The following is a 17,020-nucleotide window of genomic DNA, read 5'->3' on the forward strand; positions in this document are numbered from 1 at the left end:
CTGTTAAAATGTTTGTTTATTGAATCAATTATACAATCCTAACAACATAATAATTTTTCTTTCCTTTCTGTAAAAGTATAAACTGATTACTAATTAAATCATTATTAGTAATAATTTTATCCTCTTTAACTTTTTCTTTATTAACCGAAATTGAATTTTCCTTTAAAGCTCTTCTTGCTTCACCATTAGAGGCAAGAATTCCAGAGGTCTCATTTAAAAAAGTAACAATATCAACTTCATTCTTGATTATATCTCTTGGAATTTCGATGTCCGTAATTCCAATTATTTCTTTATCATTAAGCTTTTTCAAATCTTCCATATCTTTGCTAAAAAAAGCTCCAGATGCAAAAATAGCACTGTCTAAATCTTCTTTTGAATGCACTAACAACATCAATTCTTCTGCCAAACGTTTTTGCAATACTCTTACATGTGGTGCTTCGTTATGTTCAGCAATTATTGCATCAATTGTTTCTTTATCCAAAAATGTAAAGATTTTAATATATTTTTCAGCATCAACATCTGAAGTGTTTAACCAAAATTGGTAGAATTTGTAAGGTGACGTTTTATCAGCTGTTAACCAAACATTTCCGCCTTCTGATTTTCCAAATTTAGAACCATCTGCTTTTGTGATTAACGGACAAGTCATTGCAAACGCTTTTGAACGCTCTTCGTTATCCACGTTCATTCTACGCACTAATTCTGTTCCTGTTGTGATGTTTCCCCATTGGTCACTTCCACCCATTTGCAACAAACAGTTGTATTCTTTATTCAAATGGTAAAAATCGTATCCTTGAATTAATTGGTAAGTGAACTCGGTAAAACTCATTCCTTCTCCAGCATCACCCGATAAACGTTTCTTAACAGAATCTTTTGCCATCATGTAATTCACAGTAATTCTTTTACCTACATCACGAGCAAAGTTGATAAATGAAAAATCTTTCATCCAATCATAATTGTTTACTAAAATTGGTGCGTTTTCATCTGTAGCATCAAAATCTAAAAAATTAGAAAGAACATTTTTAATTCCACTTACATTGAAATTTAAGGTTTCTTCATCTAACAAATTTCTTTCATCTGACTTTCCAGAAGGATCACCAATCATTCCTGTTGCACCACCAACTAATGCAATTGGTCTATGTCCAAAATTGCGTAAATGTTTCAATAAAATAATTGGCACTAAACTTCCAATGTGCAGTGAATCTGAAGTTGGATCAAATCCTATATAAACTGTAGTAGCTTCTTTTAATAATTGCTCTTCTGTTCCTGGCATCATATCGTGTACCAAGCCTCTCCATTGTAATTCTTCTACTAGATTTTTCATTTTATGCTGAATTCATTTCAGCATCTTATAATTTTGCTGAAATTTTGTTACTATTATTTTTTTGCAAATATAGGGTATAGTTTTAAAATTCTTAAATCAAAAATCGTTAATCATCAATCTTAAATCAAAAGAATCTATTTATCTTTACACTATGATATTAGTTACAGGAGCAACAGGTTTAGTGGGTTCACATTTATTGATTTCTTTATTGCAAGAAAACAATAGTGTTAAAGCTTTGTATCGAAATTCAAAAAATATTGATAAAGTCAAAAACGTTTTTGCTTATAAAAATCAATTAAACTTATTTGATAAAATTAATTGGATTGAAGGTGACATTACTGATATTCCCTCTTTAAACATAGCTTTTGAAAATATAACAATTGTTTATCATTGTGCTGCATTAATATCATTTGACCCTAAAGACGAAGAAAAATTACGAAAAGTCAATATTGAAGGAACGGCTAATATTGTAAATTGTTGTATTGATTTTGGTGTAAAAAAACTTTGTCATGTGAGTTCAATTGCTGCTCTAGGTGACACAAAAGAAGGAGAAACAACTATAACAGAAGAAACCGATTGGAATCCAGAAAAACTTCATGGTGATTATGCCATTTCAAAATACGGTGCTGAAATGGAAGTTTGGAGAGGTTTTCAAGAAGGATTGGAAGTTGTAATTGTAAATCCAGGTGTTATTTTTGGTTATGGATTTCCTGAACAAGGCAGCAGTGTGATTTTTAACTCTGTAAAAAAGGGACTTTCTTTTTATACAAAAGGTAAAACCGGAATAATTGCTGTAGAAGATGTAGTGAATTGTATGATGCAATTAATGCAAAAAAACGTAAATGGTCAACAATATACTTTAGTTGCCGAAAACCCAACTTTAGAAACTATTTTATTCACAATTGCTGATGGTTTAAAAGCAAAACGTCCTTCTATTTATGCCAACAAAAGTTTAACTAGAATAGCATGGCGATTGGATTGGTTTTTGTCGAAAATTACACGTAAGAAAAGAACTTTTACACGTGCAACATCAAAGTCTTCTCACTCTGTGGATATTTACGATAATTCAAAAATTATAACCGAATTGAATTACTCTTTTTTAGATATAAAATCTTATTTAACTACTTTATCAAAGGAGTATCTTTAGTTGGTGCTGCAGGTACTTTTTCTTTCTTAACCAGTAAAGTATCAACTTCTGTTCTGACTTCATTTAACCTTTCAGTGATATGTGTGTACATTCGCTTGAAATTTTTAACATTTGAAGCATAGTATTTATGATTTTGATAGAAAGTAATACTGTCTATTTTGTATTTTTTGTAAATGTAATTATTTACTTCAATTTGATTGTCATTCAATATTTGAGGCATTCCTGTATCGGCAGCTTGAAGCACTGTTAGATCGTATAAAATATCTTCCATCTTATCTTGTGACAAAAGATTATCTGGCTTTGGCACAGCATTGTCTCCACACGAAATAAAAAGCATTACACTAAAAAAACAAACTATACTTTTCATAATATTGATTTAATTATTTCTTTGAAAATAGTAATTATTGTGAGAAAATGATTCTTGATATACTCTTAAATCAATTAAACTCGATCAAATAACAAACGTTTTCCAAAAGTTCCAGGTTTAACTTTACCGTTATTGTAAACATGTTTACCGTTTACAAAAGTATGCAGTATTCTAGATTTGAAATTTGTTCCTTCAAAAGGAGACCAACCACATTTATATAAAATATTCTCTTTTTGAACATTCCAAGGAGAGTGACTATTTACAATTGTTAAATCGGCAAAATAACCTTCTTTAATAAAACCACGATTTCTAATTTTAAAAATCTTAGCTGGATTATGGCACATTTTTTCTACGATCTTTTCTACTGAAATTTTTCCTTGCAAATGTGCTTCAAACATAGCTACTAAAGCATGTTGTACTAAAGGTCCTCCAGATGGAGCATTTAAATATTTATTATTTTTTTCTTCTAAAGTGTGAGGCGCATGATCGGTAGCTATAACATCTATAGTATCATTCAACAAGGCTTTCCATAGTGCCTCTTTATCTAATTGTGTTTTTACTGCCGGATTCCATTTTATAAAAGCTCCTTTTTTATCATAATCTTCATTAGTAAACCACAAATGATGAATACAAACTTCTGCAGTAATTTGTTTTTCTTCTAACGGAATTTTATTGGTAAATAGTTCCATTTCTTTAGCAGTTGACAAATGAAATACATGCAATCTTGCTCCAGTTTCTTTAGCTAATTTAATTGCAGTTGACGATGAAATATAACAAGCCTCTTCACTACGAATTAAATGATGACAATTCATGGGAATATCGTCTCCGTATTGCTCTTTATAAGTTTCTAAATTTGCTTTTATAGTTCCTTCATCTTCACAATGAACGGCAATTAATAGTTTTGTAGATGAAAATATGTTTTTCAAAGTTTCTTGATCGTCTACTAACATATTTCCTGTAGATGAACCTAGAAAAAGTTTTAAACCTGCAACATTTTCAGGGTTAGTTTTTAAAATTTCTTCCAAGTTATCATTTGTTCCACCCATCATGAATGAGTAGTTGGCATACGAAGTATTGGCTGCAATTTGGTATTTTTCTTCTAACAACTCTTGAGTAACCGCATTTGGCACCGTATTAGGCTGCTCAATAAATGAAGTGATTCCACCTGCAACAGCAGCTCTACTTTCAGTTTCAATAGTTCCTTTGTGCGTTAATCCTGGCTCTCTAAAATGCACTTGATCATCAATAACTCCGGGTAACAAATAATTTCCTTCTGCATCTATTATGATTGTTTCAGACGATTTTGAACTAATTTGAGTAGCAATTTCAACAATAATTTCGTTTTCAATTAACAGCTCCCCTTCAAAAATTTGACCTTCATTTACAATCTTAGCATTCTTTATAAGTATTGAACTCATTATAATTTATTAAATAATTTTCTTATTCTTAACATTATTACCCCAAAAACGGCTTCTTTTATGATACTTCCACTCATTTTTGATTGTCCTTTAGTTCTATCAGTAAAGATAATCGGGACTTCTTCTATTTTAAAATTTTGGACAAAAGTTCGGTATTTCATTTCAATTTGAAACGCATATCCGATAAACTTTACTCGATCCAAATTTATTGTTTGTAATACTTGTTTTTTATAACATACAAACCCAGCTGTGGCATCTGCAATTTTCATTCCAGTTATTAATCTGACATAAACTGATGCGAAATAGGACAGCAATACCCTGCTTAAAGGCCAATTGACCACATTAACACCATTAGAATATCTTGATCCAATAGCCAAATCAGCACCTGACTGACAAGCATTATATAATTTTTCTAAATCTTTTGGATTGTGAGAAAAATCGGCATCCATTTCAAAAACATAGTCGTAATCATGAGCTAACGCCCATTTGAAACCATGAACATAAGCCGTTCCTAAACCTGATTTTTTTGCTCTTATCTCTAAAAAAAGTTGGCCTTGAAACTTATTTTGAAGCTCATTAACTTTTATGGAAGTTCCGTCGGGCGAGTTATCATCAACAATTAAAACATCAAAAGGAACAGTTAACATAAAAATAGCTTCTATAATACTTTCTATGTTTTCAATTTCGTTGTATGTGGGAATTATGACGAGTTTGTTACTCATAATTGTTTTCTTGTTGGGTGCAAAAATAAGCTTTTTTAAAACCTTTTTTATTAATAAAATTATAATTCTTCAAATCGAGTTTATTTTGTAATTTTGACGACTTATGATAGCACTAGAAATAAACCAAAGAATAATTGAAAATAAAGATTGGGCTACCCTTTTATTTATGCTTTGTTTTATTGTTTTAGCTGTAAACAAATCAATAAATGCATCTCAATTTGGTGATTTTTTAAATTTACCTTTTACTAAAAAATACGTAACAACATATAGAGATACAAGTAACTTGTTCAGCAGATTTACAATTTCGTTGTTTTTTATTCAAGTAATTTCGTTAAGTTTTTTTGTTCAAATTATTTTAAGTTTTTACGGATACACCACTAAAACAAATTGGATAACTTTTATTCAAATATTTACTTCATTTTCCATCTTTATTTTGATTAAATTTTATTTAGAAAAAATCATAGCTACTGCATTTAATATTGAAGAATTTATTGATTCTTTTAATTTAAAAAAGGTCAATTACAGATCCTATACTGGTTTAATCCTACTTCCTGTTGTGATTGTTTTATTTTACAATAACGTAAATTCATCAGTTTTAATAGGAGCTACGGTTTTAATTCTCTTATTAATAAGTACATACTTCTACATAACTACCATTAAAAATTATCAAAATTTAATTTTACGCAATATATTTTATTTTATTTTGTATCTTTGCACGCTTGAAATAGGACCGTATTATTTCATATATTATTGGATTACAAAAAAATAGAAGTATTGCATTATGCCGCACAGCAAAGTTAAGACCATCTTGGTTTCGCAACCAGAACCAAAAGTTGAGAATTCACCTTATTTTGATCTTCAGCAAAAGTTGAAAGTTAAAATAGATTTTAGAACATTTATTCACGTTGAAGGTGTTACTGCTAAAGATGTAAGACAACAAAAAATTGATTTAAATAACTTTACTGCTATTATTCTTACTAGCAGAAATGCCATTGATCATTTTTTTAGAGTTGCAGAAGAAATGCGTTACAAAGTACCTGAAGATTTAAGATATGTTTGTCAATCTGAAGCTATTGCTGTTTACCTACAAAAATATGTAGTTTATAGAAAAAGAAAAATTTATGTAGGACAAAAAGATTTTAAAGATTTAACTCCTATTTTCAAAAAATATAAAGACGAAAAATATTTACTTGTTGCTCCAGACAATTTAAATGATGATGTGCCACAAGTTTTAGACGGATTAAAAATTGACTGGAAATTAGGTGTTTTTTACAAAACAGTAATGAGTGATTTATCTGATTTAAAAGATGTATATTACGATGTTTTAGCCTTTTTTAGTCCTATTGGAATACAATCATTATTTAAAAACTTTCCAGATTTTAAACAAAACAATACAAGAATTGCAGTTTTTGGGGCTACCACTCAAAAAGAAGCTACTGATAGAGGTTTAAGAATAGATATTTTTGCTCCTTCACCTGAAACACCTTCCATGACAGGAGCTCTAGAAAAATACATTTCAGAAGTTAATAAAGGAAAATAATTTCTTAAATTCCATAAAAAAAGCCTTTCAATTGAAAGGCTTTTTTGTTTTTATACTTTTAATTTTTAACTAAACTTTTGGTCCAGCATTGACAAGGTTTTTTCCTTCTTCGTTATCTGTATATTGCTCAAAGTTAGCAATAAAACGTTTTGCTAAATCTGTCGCTTTGTTGGCCCAAACAGTTGCATCTTCATAAGTGTCTCTTGGGTCTAAAATAGAATCATTAACAGCGTTTAATGATGTTGGAACTTCAAAATTAAAAACGGGAATTATTTTTGTATCTGCATTTTCAATTGAACCGTCTAAAATAGCATCAATAATAGCTCTTGTGTCTTTTATTGAAATTCTCTTTCCTGTTCCATTCCAACCTGTATTTACCATGTAAGCTGTTGCTTTATTTTGTTCCATTTTTTTTACCAACTCTTCCCCATATTTTGTAGGATGAAGTGATAAAAAAGCTTTCCCAAAACAAGCAGAAAATGTAGGTTGTGGTTCTGTAACACCTCTTTCCGTTCCTGCTAATTTAGCAGTAAAACCTGATAAAAAATAATATTTAGTTTGTTCTGGTGTTAATTTAGAAACAGGTGGCATTACCCCAAAAGCATCTGCAGTTAAAAAGATTACTTTAGTTGCATGACCTGCTTTAGAAACTGGTTTAACAATATTTTGAATATGATCAATTGGATAAGAAACTCTAGTGTTTTGCGTTACCGAACCGTCTTTAAAATCAATTTTGCCATTGGCATCAACCGTTACATTTTCCAATAGTGCATCTCTTTTGATTGCACCATAAATATCTGGTTCATTTTCTTTACTTAAATCAATTGTTTTTGCATAACAACCTCCTTCAAAATTAAAAACCCCTTCATTATCCCAACCGTGTTCGTCATCACCAATCAATTCACGTTTTGGATCTGTTGACAAGGTTGTTTTTCCAGTTCCTGAAAGTCCAAAGAAAACTGCAACATCTCCATCTTTACCTTTATTAGCAGAACAGTGCATTGAAGCAATTCCTTGTAACGGTAAATAATAGTTCATCATGGAAAACAATCCTTTTTTCATTTCTCCACCATACCAAGTTCCACCAATTAATTGGATTTTTTCAGTCAGATTAAAAGCTACATATACTTCCGAATTTAACCCGTGAGCCGCATAATCTTTAAATGATGTTTTAGAACCATTCATGACAACAAAATCAGGTTCGCCGTAATTTTCTAATTCTTCTTCTGTTGGTCTAATGAACATGTTTTTGACAAAATGAGCTTGCCAAGCAACTTCCATAATGAAACGCACTTTTAAACGTGTGTTTTCATTTGCACCACAAAAAGCATCAACTACATATAATTTTTTGCCAGATAATTGATTTACTGTGTTTTCTTTTAATGCATTCCAAGTATTTTGTGAAATACCTTTATTGTCATTAGCTGCTTTATCTGATGTCCACCAAATGGTATTTTCAGTAACAGTATCTTTAACAATATACTTATCTTTAGGAGATCGACCAGTAAATTCACCAGTCATTACATTTACAGCACCTAATTCGGTTAACTGTCCTTTTTCATATCCTTTTAAATTATGATCTAATTCATCATTATACAATTGCTCATAAGATGGATTATAAATGATTTCATTTACGTTTTTTATACCGTATTTTTCTAACGCAATCGTTTTCGTAAATTGGGTGTTTGTGTCCATAAAAAGTTAGTTATGTTGCTTCTAGTTGAGAATGCAAAATTATAAATATTATTTTAGAAATCGTGTTTTTAATCTATTTTTTAATAATTATGCAGTAAAATAAGTAAAACCATGAGAATATTAACAATAATCCTCCTATTGGAGTAATAGGTCCTAGGAATTTTGACTTAATATTTGTGATTGTCGAGGTGGCTAGTAAATAGATTGAACCGCTAAAAAACAATATTCCAAATAATGTCAATAAAAAAACGATCATTTTTTGTTTATCTGTTATGAAATTAGTCTGAGCAACAAACAACAAAAATAACGCATGATACATTTGATATCTTACACCAATTTCAAAAGAATTTAATTGTTCAATCGATAAAAATTTCTTCAATCCGTGAGCTCCAAATGCTCCTAAAGCTATGGCTAAAGCTCCTAAAATTAATGCTGTAAGGACTATTTTTTGTGACATAAATTCTTTTATTTCTACAAAGGTATAAAATCATTTATTAGCTAGGAGTGATATTAATCATAAAATTCTTTTAATAAATATAACAATTGTTTAGTTTTGTGTGATATTTACAACAAACTGATGAGAAAAATTCTTTTATTTGGTGCTGGAAAGTCGGCATCTTCCCTTATAAAATACCTTTTAGATAAATCTGAATCTGAAAATCTTCATTTAACCATTGCCGATTTAAATATTGATTTAGCGAAAAGTAAAACCAATAATCATAAAAATGCTAGTCCAATTGCAATAGATATTTTTAATGAAAAGGAACGTAAAAAGGCAATTGACAATGCTGATATTGTAATTTCAATGTTGCCTGCACATTTGCATATTGAAATTGCTAAAGATTGTATTTCTTTCAAAAAACACATGGTTACAGCTTCCTACATTAGTCCAGCTATGCAAGAATTGGATGAAGAGGCAAAAAAAAATAATTTGGTTTTTATGAATGAAATTGGTCTTGATCCAGGAATTGATCATATGAGTGCCATGAAAGTTTTAGACGAAATTAGAGCCAAAGGTGGAAATGTAATTTTATTTGAATCTTTTTGTGGCGGTTTAGTAGCTCCTGAAAGCGACTCCAATTTATGGAATTATAAATTTACTTGGAATCCAAGAAATGTGGTTTTAGCAGGACAAGGTGGTGTAGCTAAATTTATTCAGGAAGGAACTTACAAATATATTCCCTATAACAAATTATTTAGAAGGACTGAATTTTTAGAAATTGAGGGTTTTGGTCGATTTGAAGCTTATGCCAACCGAGATTCTTTAAAATACAGAAGTGCTTATGGCTTAGATAATGCGTTGACAGTTTATAGAGGTACTATGAGAAGAGTTGGTTATTCTCGAGCATGGGATGTTTTGGTGCAATTGGGAATGACTGATGATTCGTATGTTATAGAAGATTCTGAAAATATGAGTTATAGAGATTTTACGAATTCGTTTTTACCCTATCATCCAACAGATACTGTCGAAATTAAATTGAGGTACATTCAAAAAATTGAACAAGATGATATTATTTGGGATAAATTAGTGGAATTGGATATTTTTAATGCCAACAAAAAAGTAGGACTTAAAAAAGCAACTCCAGCTCAAATTTTAGAAAAAATACTTACCGAAAAATGGACTCTAAAACCAGATGACAAAGATATGATTGTTATGTATCATAAATTTGGGTACGAATTAAATGGTGAAAAAAAACAAATTGATGCTACAATGGTATGTTTAGGCGACGATCAAACCTATACCTCTATGGCTAAAACTGTTGGCCTACCTGTTGCTATTGCTACTTTAAAAATTCTAAACAAAGAAATCACTACTTATGGGGTTCAAATGCCAATTACAAAGGAGATTTATTTGCCTATTTTAAAAGAATTGGAAGATTATGGTGTAAATTTTAAAGAAATGAATGTTCCTTATTTAGGGTACAATCCTTTGAATATTAAAAATTAATTTTTATTTATTGTTTTTTAAAAAAAATTGAAATTGATTTTGTATTTTTATTCATTAATTGAAAGCAAATGAAGGTAAATCACTTACAAATTGAAATAGACGGTATTGACAAAGAAATTCTTCGTGATTTGATGGAAGATGCACGAAAACCCATTCTTCAAATTGCTAATAAAATCGGAATTTCCGGTGCAGCTATTCATCAACGGTTGAAAAAACTAGAACAAGCTGGTGTGATTGCAGGTTCAAAATTCATTGTGAACAATAAAGTTTTGGGATACACAACGGTTGCTTTTGTGGGTGTTTACTTAGAAAAAGCGGCAAACAACAGTGATGCTGTTCGCGAATTAAGAAAGATTCCAGAAGTTTTAGAATGCCATTACACTACTGGAAACTGGAGTATTCTTATCAAAATAATTTGCAAAGACAACGAACACTTGATGCAAATTTTAAATAAAAAAATTCAAAGTATTGAAGGCGTTTCACGAACAGAAACATTTATTTCATTAGACCAACAAATTGAAAGACAAATTCAGTTATAAACTAAAAGTTTAGAAATAAAAAAACCGTTTCAAATAAGTTGAAACGGTCTTATAAATTTGTTTTTTGGTGTATTTAATCTCTAGCTCCCATGTAACGAATAATGTAATACATTAAAGTTGCAATCGAACCTAAAGCAGCTACTAAGTATGTTCTAGAAGCCCACTTCAAAGCATCTTCAGCACCTGCGTATTCTTGTTGACCTAACATGTTTTTATTTTTCATCCATGCTAACGCTCTGTTACTTGCATCATATTCCACAGGTAAAGTAATAATTGAAAATACAGTTGTAGTAGCAAATAAAACTATACCAATTAACAATAATGACGGAAAAGTATTTATCATTAATATTCCTGCTAAAAGTACCCATTGCATAAAATTGGATGCAATTTGAACTACGGGTACTAGTTTGGAACGCATAGTTAACCAACTGTAAGCTGTAGCATGTTGAACCGCATGACCAACTTCATGAGCGGCAACAGCAGCGGCAGCTGCATTTCTTTGATTATAAACTGCTTCAGATAGATTTACTGTTTTATCAGCAGGGTTATAATGATCTGTTAATCTACCTGGAGTTGAAATAACCCTTACATCTCTAATACCATTATCGGCTAACATTTTTTCGGCAATTTCTGCACCACTCATTCCGTTTCGAAGTTGTATTTTAGAATAGTGCTCAAACTTTGATTTTAATCGATTGGAAACCAACCAACTAAACAACATAATAACTCCCCCTAGAATTAACGAACCTGTATCAAACATATATTTTTATTTTTAAAGTTAAATTTACAAAACAAATATCAAATTATATTCCAATTTTAAAAAATGACAAAATGACGTTTATTAGATATTAATTAGTGGTTTTTACTGTTTTATTGATATCCATAACTGGCAACAAACCATTTGAAGGCACATAAATAATTTGAGGCAAATCACCTTTGTCAGCTAATTTCTCTAAAGTTCTAATAAAAAGATATTGGTTATAGGTTTCACTAAGAGTTCCATTTTCTACTTTCATTGCTTCTGCCATACCTTTGGCTCTTTCAATTTCGGCTTGAGCATTTAATTTTTCAGCTTCTAATTTAGCCTTAGCTTCTTCAACCAAAATTCTTCTATTTTGTTCCGCTTTTGCCATCTCAGCTTTTCCTGCCATTTCTTGTTGCCACACGTTATATCTTGGTAAACCAAACATCATGGAAGCAATTAATACGATTACAATTGTTAAAATCCCAAAAATTAAAGCACCACTATTTCTTCTCATTTTATAAAATTTAAGTTATGTATATTATACGCAAAATTTAAAAAAAGTTACAAAAAAAGCCTAAATCTAGATGATATTAGGCTTTATATAAGAAGTATTATAAAAAATATTAACTTTTTACTAATGCTCTGTCTTTCCATTCAAAGGCTTCAATAATTTCTTCGTACACACATTTACCTTTAACTATGTTTAATCCTTTAGTTAAAGCTGGAGATTTCTCACAAGCCTCTTCCCAACCCAAATTTGCCAACATGAGTATGTAAGGAAGTGTCACATTTGTTAATGCCATGGTAGAAGTATACGGTACAGCTCCTGGCATATTGGCAACACAGTAATGAACTACATCGTTAATAATGTAGGTTGGATTTTCATGTGTTGTTGGTTTTGTAGTTTCAAAACAACCGCCTTGATCTACTGCAACGTCAACAATTACAGTTCCTGGTCGCATTTCTTTTAGCATTTCCTTTGTAATTAACTTTGGTGCTTTTGAACCCTTTATTAAAACTCCTCCAATAATTAAATCGTGATCTTTTATGTGTTTTCTGATGTTATATTCACTAGAAAACTCTGTTATAACATGAGGAGGCATTACATCATTTACATAACGTAATCGTTTCATGTTGGTGTCTAAAATTGTTACGTGTGCTCCTAAACCTGCTGCCATTTTTGCGGCTTGAACACCAACTACTCCAGCGCCTAAAATCAAAACTCTACCAGGTGGAACACCAGGAACACCGCCTAACAAAACGCCTCTTCCTTTGATTGGTTTTTCAAGATATTTGGCTCCTTGTTGGATGGCCATTCTTCCCGCAACTTCTGACATTGGTGTTAATAAGGGTAGACTTCCGTCAGAATCTTCAACTGTTTCGTAAGCAATGCAAATGGAATCACTTTTTAACATGGCAAAAGTTAAAGGTTCGCTTGAAGCAAAATGGAAATAAGCAAAAATAATTTGATTGGGTTGAATGAGTTTGTATTCTTCTTCAATTGGCTCTTTTACCTTAACAATCATTTCGCTAATCTGGTAAACCTCATCAATTGTTTTAAGAATAATTCCACCTACTTTTTCGTAATCTTCATCAAAAAAACCACTTCCTTCACCAGCGGTAGACTGAATAAATACGATGTGATTGTTTTTGGTCAGTTCATAAACTCCAGCAGGAGTCATTCCAACTCTGCTTTCATTATTTTTAATTTCTTTAGGAACTCCTATTTTCATTTTTTAAGGATTTTGTTTATCAAAAGTCGTAATTAAAAATGAATTATATAAAAAACTTAGGGGTTGATTTAAAATTTTTATTAATAAATAAAAAATACCCCTATAAAATTAAGGGTATTTGTATTATTATCAAAAACTGAACAATAAATTTATAATAAGCTAATTCCAAAAACAAATCTATTGTTACCGTTTTCTTTAACTGTATTGTTTACCGTTGCAAAATCAGACTTCCATTTTCCATTTGTAAAGGCCAATTCGTAGCCAAAATTTGCTCTAATAGAAGATTTTTTATGCTTCAACAGGTACAATGAAACCGAAGGACCCACATAAAACATTTGATTTTTTAAAGAAACATGATTGCTAGTTAAACCTGCTAAATTATTTAGATCAATGGCATTGTTTTTGGTAAAAATATCAACTTCCGAGCTAGTTGCCGAAAGATTAATACCTCCTGTAAAGGCTACTTTTTCTTTGTTAATCAAATTATAATGAACTCTCAACCTAGATGTGAATGCAATGTTTCTGTTTTCAGTATTTCCTAAATCATTTTCAGAAGCTGCAAAACCAAATTCTGCATCGCCGGAAAATTTTGAACCAAAAACATTAAATCCAATTAATAACTCTGGAGTAGTTTCATTTAATTCAGCTGTACCAGCAGCTTTTAACTTATCATTTAAAGAAAATTTGCTTTGAACAGAAGCTCCTAAACCAATGTACACTTCGGTTTTTACATTCTTTTCTGAAGTTTCATCAGTAGATTGAGCTATTAGTAAACTACTTGAAACTAAAAACAAAAACACAATTACTTTTTTCATTTGAAAATTTTTAAAGTTATCAAACAAAAATAATGTAAGAATCAGATTAGACAATTGCTATTTAATTAAACTTTAACAACTTTTAACCTACCAAATTAATAATTTTACCTGGAACAATAATTACTTTTTTAGGAGTATTCCCTGCTAATTGAGCAATTGTTCTTTCATCTGCCATTACGATTTCTTCAATTTGTTTTGGCGTTAAATCCAAAGGCAATTTCATAGTGAAACGCATTTTTCCGTTGAAAGAAACTGGATATTCTTTTTCAGATTCTACTAAATATTTAGCATCAAAAATTGGAAAATCTACCGTTGCAATTGAACCTTCGTGACCTAATTGCTTCCATAATTCCTCAGCAATATGTGGTGCATAAGGTGAAATTACGATGGCTAATGGTTCTAAAATAGCTCTATGATGGCATTTTAAAGTAGCCAACTCATTCACACAAATCATGAATTGGGAAACCGAAGTATTAAATGAAAAATTCTCGATATCTTCAGTTACTTTTTTGATGGTTTTGTGTAACGATTTGTACATTTCAGCAGTTGGTTCGTCATTGGTTACAATTGAACCATTATCATCAAAATACAATCTCCATAGTTTTTTTAAGAAACCAAAAACTCCTGTAATTCCAGCAGTGTTCCAAGGTTTTGCTTGTTCTAATGGACCAAGGAACATTTCATACAAACGCAACGTATCTGCACCATATTCATTACAAATATCATCTGGATTAACTACGTTGTATTTCGATTTTGACATTTTTTCTACTTCGCGTAAAACTTTAAATTTTCCGTCTTGTTCGAAAAAGAAATTTCCTTCTTTAAATTCAGGTCTCCAATCTTTTAATTTTTCAACATCAACTTCGTTTTCATTTTTTAAGATTGAGATGTCTATAGCTATAGCTCTAAAAGTTGTTTTATTAGCATCTTCTTTAGTTAAACCATTTTTTAAAAATAATTCATCTTTCTTTAGATACCAATCACTTTCAATATTATCTTTATGAATAAGCCCTTCTGACAAATAAATTGTAGGAGCACTTTTATTCTCATTTATAGATTGATATACAAAAGCACTCATCCCCAAAATCATTCCTTGGTTAATCAATTTTTTGAAAGGTTCTTCTGTTGGTGCAAAACCTCTGTCTTTTAAGAATTTATTCCAAAAACGAGCATATAATAAATGTCCGGTTGCGTGTTCGCTTCCACCAATGTATAAATCTACATTTTGCCAATAGTCTAAAGCTTCTTTGCTTGCAAAATCTTCTTCGTTATGTGCATCCATATAACGCATCCAATACCAAGAAGAACCAGCCCAACCTGGCATAGTATTTAATTCTAAAGGAAAAATTGTCTCATTATCAATTAATTCGCAATTCGTAATTCGTAATTCTTTTGTATCCCAAGCCCAATGCGTTGCGTTCCCCAAAGGTGGTTGCCCATCTTCTGTTGGTAAATACTTTTCAACTTCTGGTAAAGCAATTGGCAAATGTTTTTTATCAATCATTTGTGGCAATCCGTTCACATAATAAACTGGAAACGGTTCACCCCAATATCTTTGTCTCGAAAAAACAGCATCACGCAAACGGTAATTTGTTTTTCCTTTACCTTGTTTTATATTTTCTAAAGCTTCAATGGCTTTTTTTGTTCCTTCTTTATAGCCTAAACCGTTTAAGAAATCAGAATCTACCAATTTGAAACCTTCTTTAGCTCCAAAAGCTTCCTCTGAAATATCTTGGTCGAAAATATTTTTGATTTCAGGCATTCCGTTTGTTCCTTTAAAGAAATTCGCGAAAGCATAATCACGTTCATCACCACAAGGAACTGCCATAACTGCTCCTGTTCCGTAACCTGCTAAAACGTAATCACCAATCCAAACGGGAATCGGTTCATTGGTAAAAGGATGTTCGGCATAGGCACCTGTGAAAACTCCTGAAATAGTTTTTACATCAGCCATTCTCTCTCTTTCGGAACGCTTTGCTGTTGCATGAACATAAGCTTCAACGGCTTCTTTTTGCTCAGGTGTTGTGATTTTAGCTACCAAATCATGTTCTGGTGCTAATGTCATGAAGGTTACTCCGAAAATGGTGTCAGGTCTAGTTGTAAAAACGTCTATGGTTGCTGGTTGTTGGTTGTTAGTTGTTGGTTTTACGTTGAATGTTACCATCGCTCCTACACTTTTTCCAATCCAGTTTCTTTGGGATTCTTTTAGAGATTCTGTCCAATCGATTTCGTTTAAACCTTGTAATAATCTTTCTGCGTAAGCTGAAATTCGCATCGACCATTGGGTCATTTTTTTACGAATTACAGGATGACCACCACGTTCTGAAACTCCGTTTACGATTTCGTCATTGGCTAAAACCGTTCCTAATCCTGGACACCAGTTGACTTCTGTTTCTGCTAAATAGGTTAATCTATATTGTAAAAGTATTTTTTGTTGTTCTTCTGATGAAAATGCATTCCATTCGCTTGACGAAAAAGCAACAGTATTATCATCGCAAACTGCATTTACATTGGCATTTCCATTCTTTTCAAATTCTTGAATTAAGGTGCAAATACTTTCAGCTTTGTTGGAATCATTATTATACCAAGATTCAAATAATTGAATGAAAATCCATTGGGTATGTTTATAATAATCCGCATTTGAAGTACGAACTTCTCTACTCCAATCAAATGAAAATCCAATTTTATCTAATTGTTCTCTGTAACGAGCAATATTTTCCTTGGTCGTTTTATCTGGATGTTGACCCGTTTGAATCGCATATTGTTCGGCTGGTAAACCAAATGAATCGTAACCTTGTGGATGTAATACATTAAATCCTTTGTGACGTTTGTATCGAGCCACGATATCCGAAGCAATGTAACCTAATGGATGTCCAACGTGTAATCCTGCTCCAGAAGGATAAGGAAACATGTCCAATACATAATATTTTGGTTTTTCTGAGTGATTTGTTGCAGCAAATGTTTGGTTTTGAGCCCAATATTGTTGCCAATTGGCTTCGATTTCGTTTGGATTGTATTTCATTCTGTTTG

Annotated in this window: 16 protein-coding genes; 5 read left to right on the forward strand and 11 right to left on the reverse strand. The window is 31.3% G+C overall.

What is annotated here, in order from left to right:
* Positions 1-28 precede the first annotated feature (28 nt).
* The gene (tyrS, locus tag ACTF56_RS08985; protein ID WP_438966566.1) at positions 29-1,321 is read right to left on the reverse strand and encodes a tyrosine--tRNA ligase; all 1,293 of its coding nucleotides are present in this window, start codon (positions 1,319-1,321) and stop codon (positions 29-31) included.
* A 151-nt stretch (positions 1,322-1,472) separates the two neighbouring features.
* Here tyrS and ACTF56_RS08990 point away from each other — a divergent pair, with 151 nt between their 5' ends.
* Complete coding sequence (locus ACTF56_RS08990; protein ID WP_438966567.1) at positions 1,473-2,468, forward strand: NAD-dependent epimerase/dehydratase family protein; 996 nt, start codon at positions 1,473-1,475, stop codon at positions 2,466-2,468.
* On the opposite strand, the gene ACTF56_RS08995 is transcribed toward ACTF56_RS08990, so the two are convergent.
* From ACTF56_RS08995 to ACTF56_RS09005, 3 genes are all read right to left on the reverse strand, one after another.
* Positions 2,443-2,835 carry a DUF4296 domain-containing protein gene (locus tag ACTF56_RS08995; RefSeq protein ID WP_438966568.1) on the reverse strand — a complete coding sequence of 131 codons (393 nt, stop codon included), beginning with the start codon at positions 2,833-2,835 and terminating at the stop codon, positions 2,443-2,445. The two genes, ACTF56_RS08990 and ACTF56_RS08995, sit on opposite strands and share 26 nt — an antisense overlap.
* 74 nt (positions 2,836-2,909) lie before the next feature.
* Positions 2,910-4,253: a dihydroorotase gene (locus tag ACTF56_RS09000; RefSeq protein ID WP_438966569.1), complete on the reverse strand. Its 1,344-nt coding sequence runs from the start codon at positions 4,251-4,253 to the stop codon at positions 2,910-2,912.
* A complete protein-coding gene (locus ACTF56_RS09005) occupies positions 4,253-4,975 on the reverse strand; it encodes a polyprenol monophosphomannose synthase (protein WP_438966570.1) in 723 nt (240 codons plus the stop codon). Before ACTF56_RS09005 ends, ACTF56_RS09000 begins: the two co-directional genes overlap by 1 nt.
* A 103-nt stretch (positions 4,976-5,078) precedes the next feature.
* On the opposite strand from ACTF56_RS09005, the gene ACTF56_RS09010 reads away from it, so the two are divergent.
* The gene (locus ACTF56_RS09010; RefSeq protein WP_438966571.1) at positions 5,079-5,744 is read left to right on the forward strand and encodes a DUF4271 domain-containing protein; all 666 of its coding nucleotides are present in this window, start codon (positions 5,079-5,081) and stop codon (positions 5,742-5,744) included.
* A 12-nt stretch (positions 5,745-5,756) separates the two neighbouring features.
* Positions 5,757-6,515, forward strand: coding sequence for a uroporphyrinogen-III synthase (locus tag ACTF56_RS09015; protein ID WP_438966572.1), 759 nt, complete (start codon positions 5,757-5,759; stop codon positions 6,513-6,515).
* A gap of 69 nt (positions 6,516-6,584) precedes the next feature.
* Here ACTF56_RS09015 and pckA read toward each other — a convergent pair whose 3' ends face one another.
* Both pckA and ACTF56_RS09025 read right to left on the reverse strand, forming a co-directional pair.
* Positions 6,585-8,210 (reverse strand): phosphoenolpyruvate carboxykinase (ATP), encoded by a 1,626-nt coding sequence (gene pckA, locus ACTF56_RS09020; RefSeq protein WP_438966573.1) that lies wholly within the window; start codon positions 8,208-8,210, stop codon positions 6,585-6,587.
* Positions 8,211-8,283: 73 nt separating this feature from the next.
* Positions 8,284-8,667 (reverse strand): DUF423 domain-containing protein, encoded by a 384-nt coding sequence (locus tag ACTF56_RS09025; RefSeq protein ID WP_438966574.1) that lies wholly within the window; start codon positions 8,665-8,667, stop codon positions 8,284-8,286.
* 120 nt (positions 8,668-8,787) lie between these two features.
* Here ACTF56_RS09025 and ACTF56_RS09030 point away from each other — a divergent pair, with 120 nt between their 5' ends.
* The gene (locus ACTF56_RS09030; RefSeq protein WP_438966575.1) at positions 8,788-10,158 is read left to right on the forward strand and encodes a saccharopine dehydrogenase family protein; all 1,371 of its coding nucleotides are present in this window, start codon (positions 8,788-8,790) and stop codon (positions 10,156-10,158) included.
* Between the two features lie 68 nt (positions 10,159-10,226).
* Positions 10,227-10,697, forward strand: coding sequence for an Lrp/AsnC family transcriptional regulator (locus tag ACTF56_RS09035; protein ID WP_438966576.1), 471 nt, complete (start codon positions 10,227-10,229; stop codon positions 10,695-10,697).
* Positions 10,698-10,770: 73 nt separating this feature from the next.
* Here ACTF56_RS09035 and ACTF56_RS09040 read toward each other — a convergent pair whose 3' ends face one another.
* The 5 genes from ACTF56_RS09040 to ACTF56_RS09060 all read right to left on the reverse strand — a co-directional run bounded on the left by ACTF56_RS09040 (position 10,771) and on the right by ACTF56_RS09060 (position 17,012).
* A complete protein-coding gene (locus tag ACTF56_RS09040; RefSeq protein ID WP_438966577.1) occupies positions 10,771-11,457 on the reverse strand; it encodes a zinc metallopeptidase in 687 nt (228 codons plus the stop codon).
* Between the two features lie 88 nt (positions 11,458-11,545).
* On the reverse strand, positions 11,546-11,956 hold the full coding sequence (locus ACTF56_RS09045) for a hypothetical protein (protein ID WP_438966578.1): 411 nt from the start codon (positions 11,954-11,956) through the stop codon (positions 11,546-11,548).
* Positions 11,957-12,065: 109 nt separating this feature from the next.
* Positions 12,066-13,175: an alanine dehydrogenase gene (gene ald, locus ACTF56_RS09050; RefSeq protein WP_438966579.1), complete on the reverse strand. Its 1,110-nt coding sequence runs from the start codon at positions 13,173-13,175 to the stop codon at positions 12,066-12,068.
* A gap of 149 nt (positions 13,176-13,324) precedes the next feature.
* A complete protein-coding gene (locus tag ACTF56_RS09055; RefSeq protein WP_438966580.1) occupies positions 13,325-13,990 on the reverse strand; it encodes a hypothetical protein in 666 nt (221 codons plus the stop codon).
* A gap of 82 nt (positions 13,991-14,072) precedes the next feature.
* On the reverse strand, positions 14,073-17,012 hold the full coding sequence (locus ACTF56_RS09060) for a leucine--tRNA ligase (RefSeq protein WP_438966581.1): 2,940 nt from the start codon (positions 17,010-17,012) through the stop codon (positions 14,073-14,075).
* Between the last annotated feature and the right edge of the window lie 8 nt (positions 17,013-17,020).

It is taken from the genome of Flavobacterium sp., from assembly GCF_965657075.1.
Classification (GTDB): Bacteria; Bacteroidota; Bacteroidia; order Flavobacteriales; family Flavobacteriaceae; genus Flavobacterium.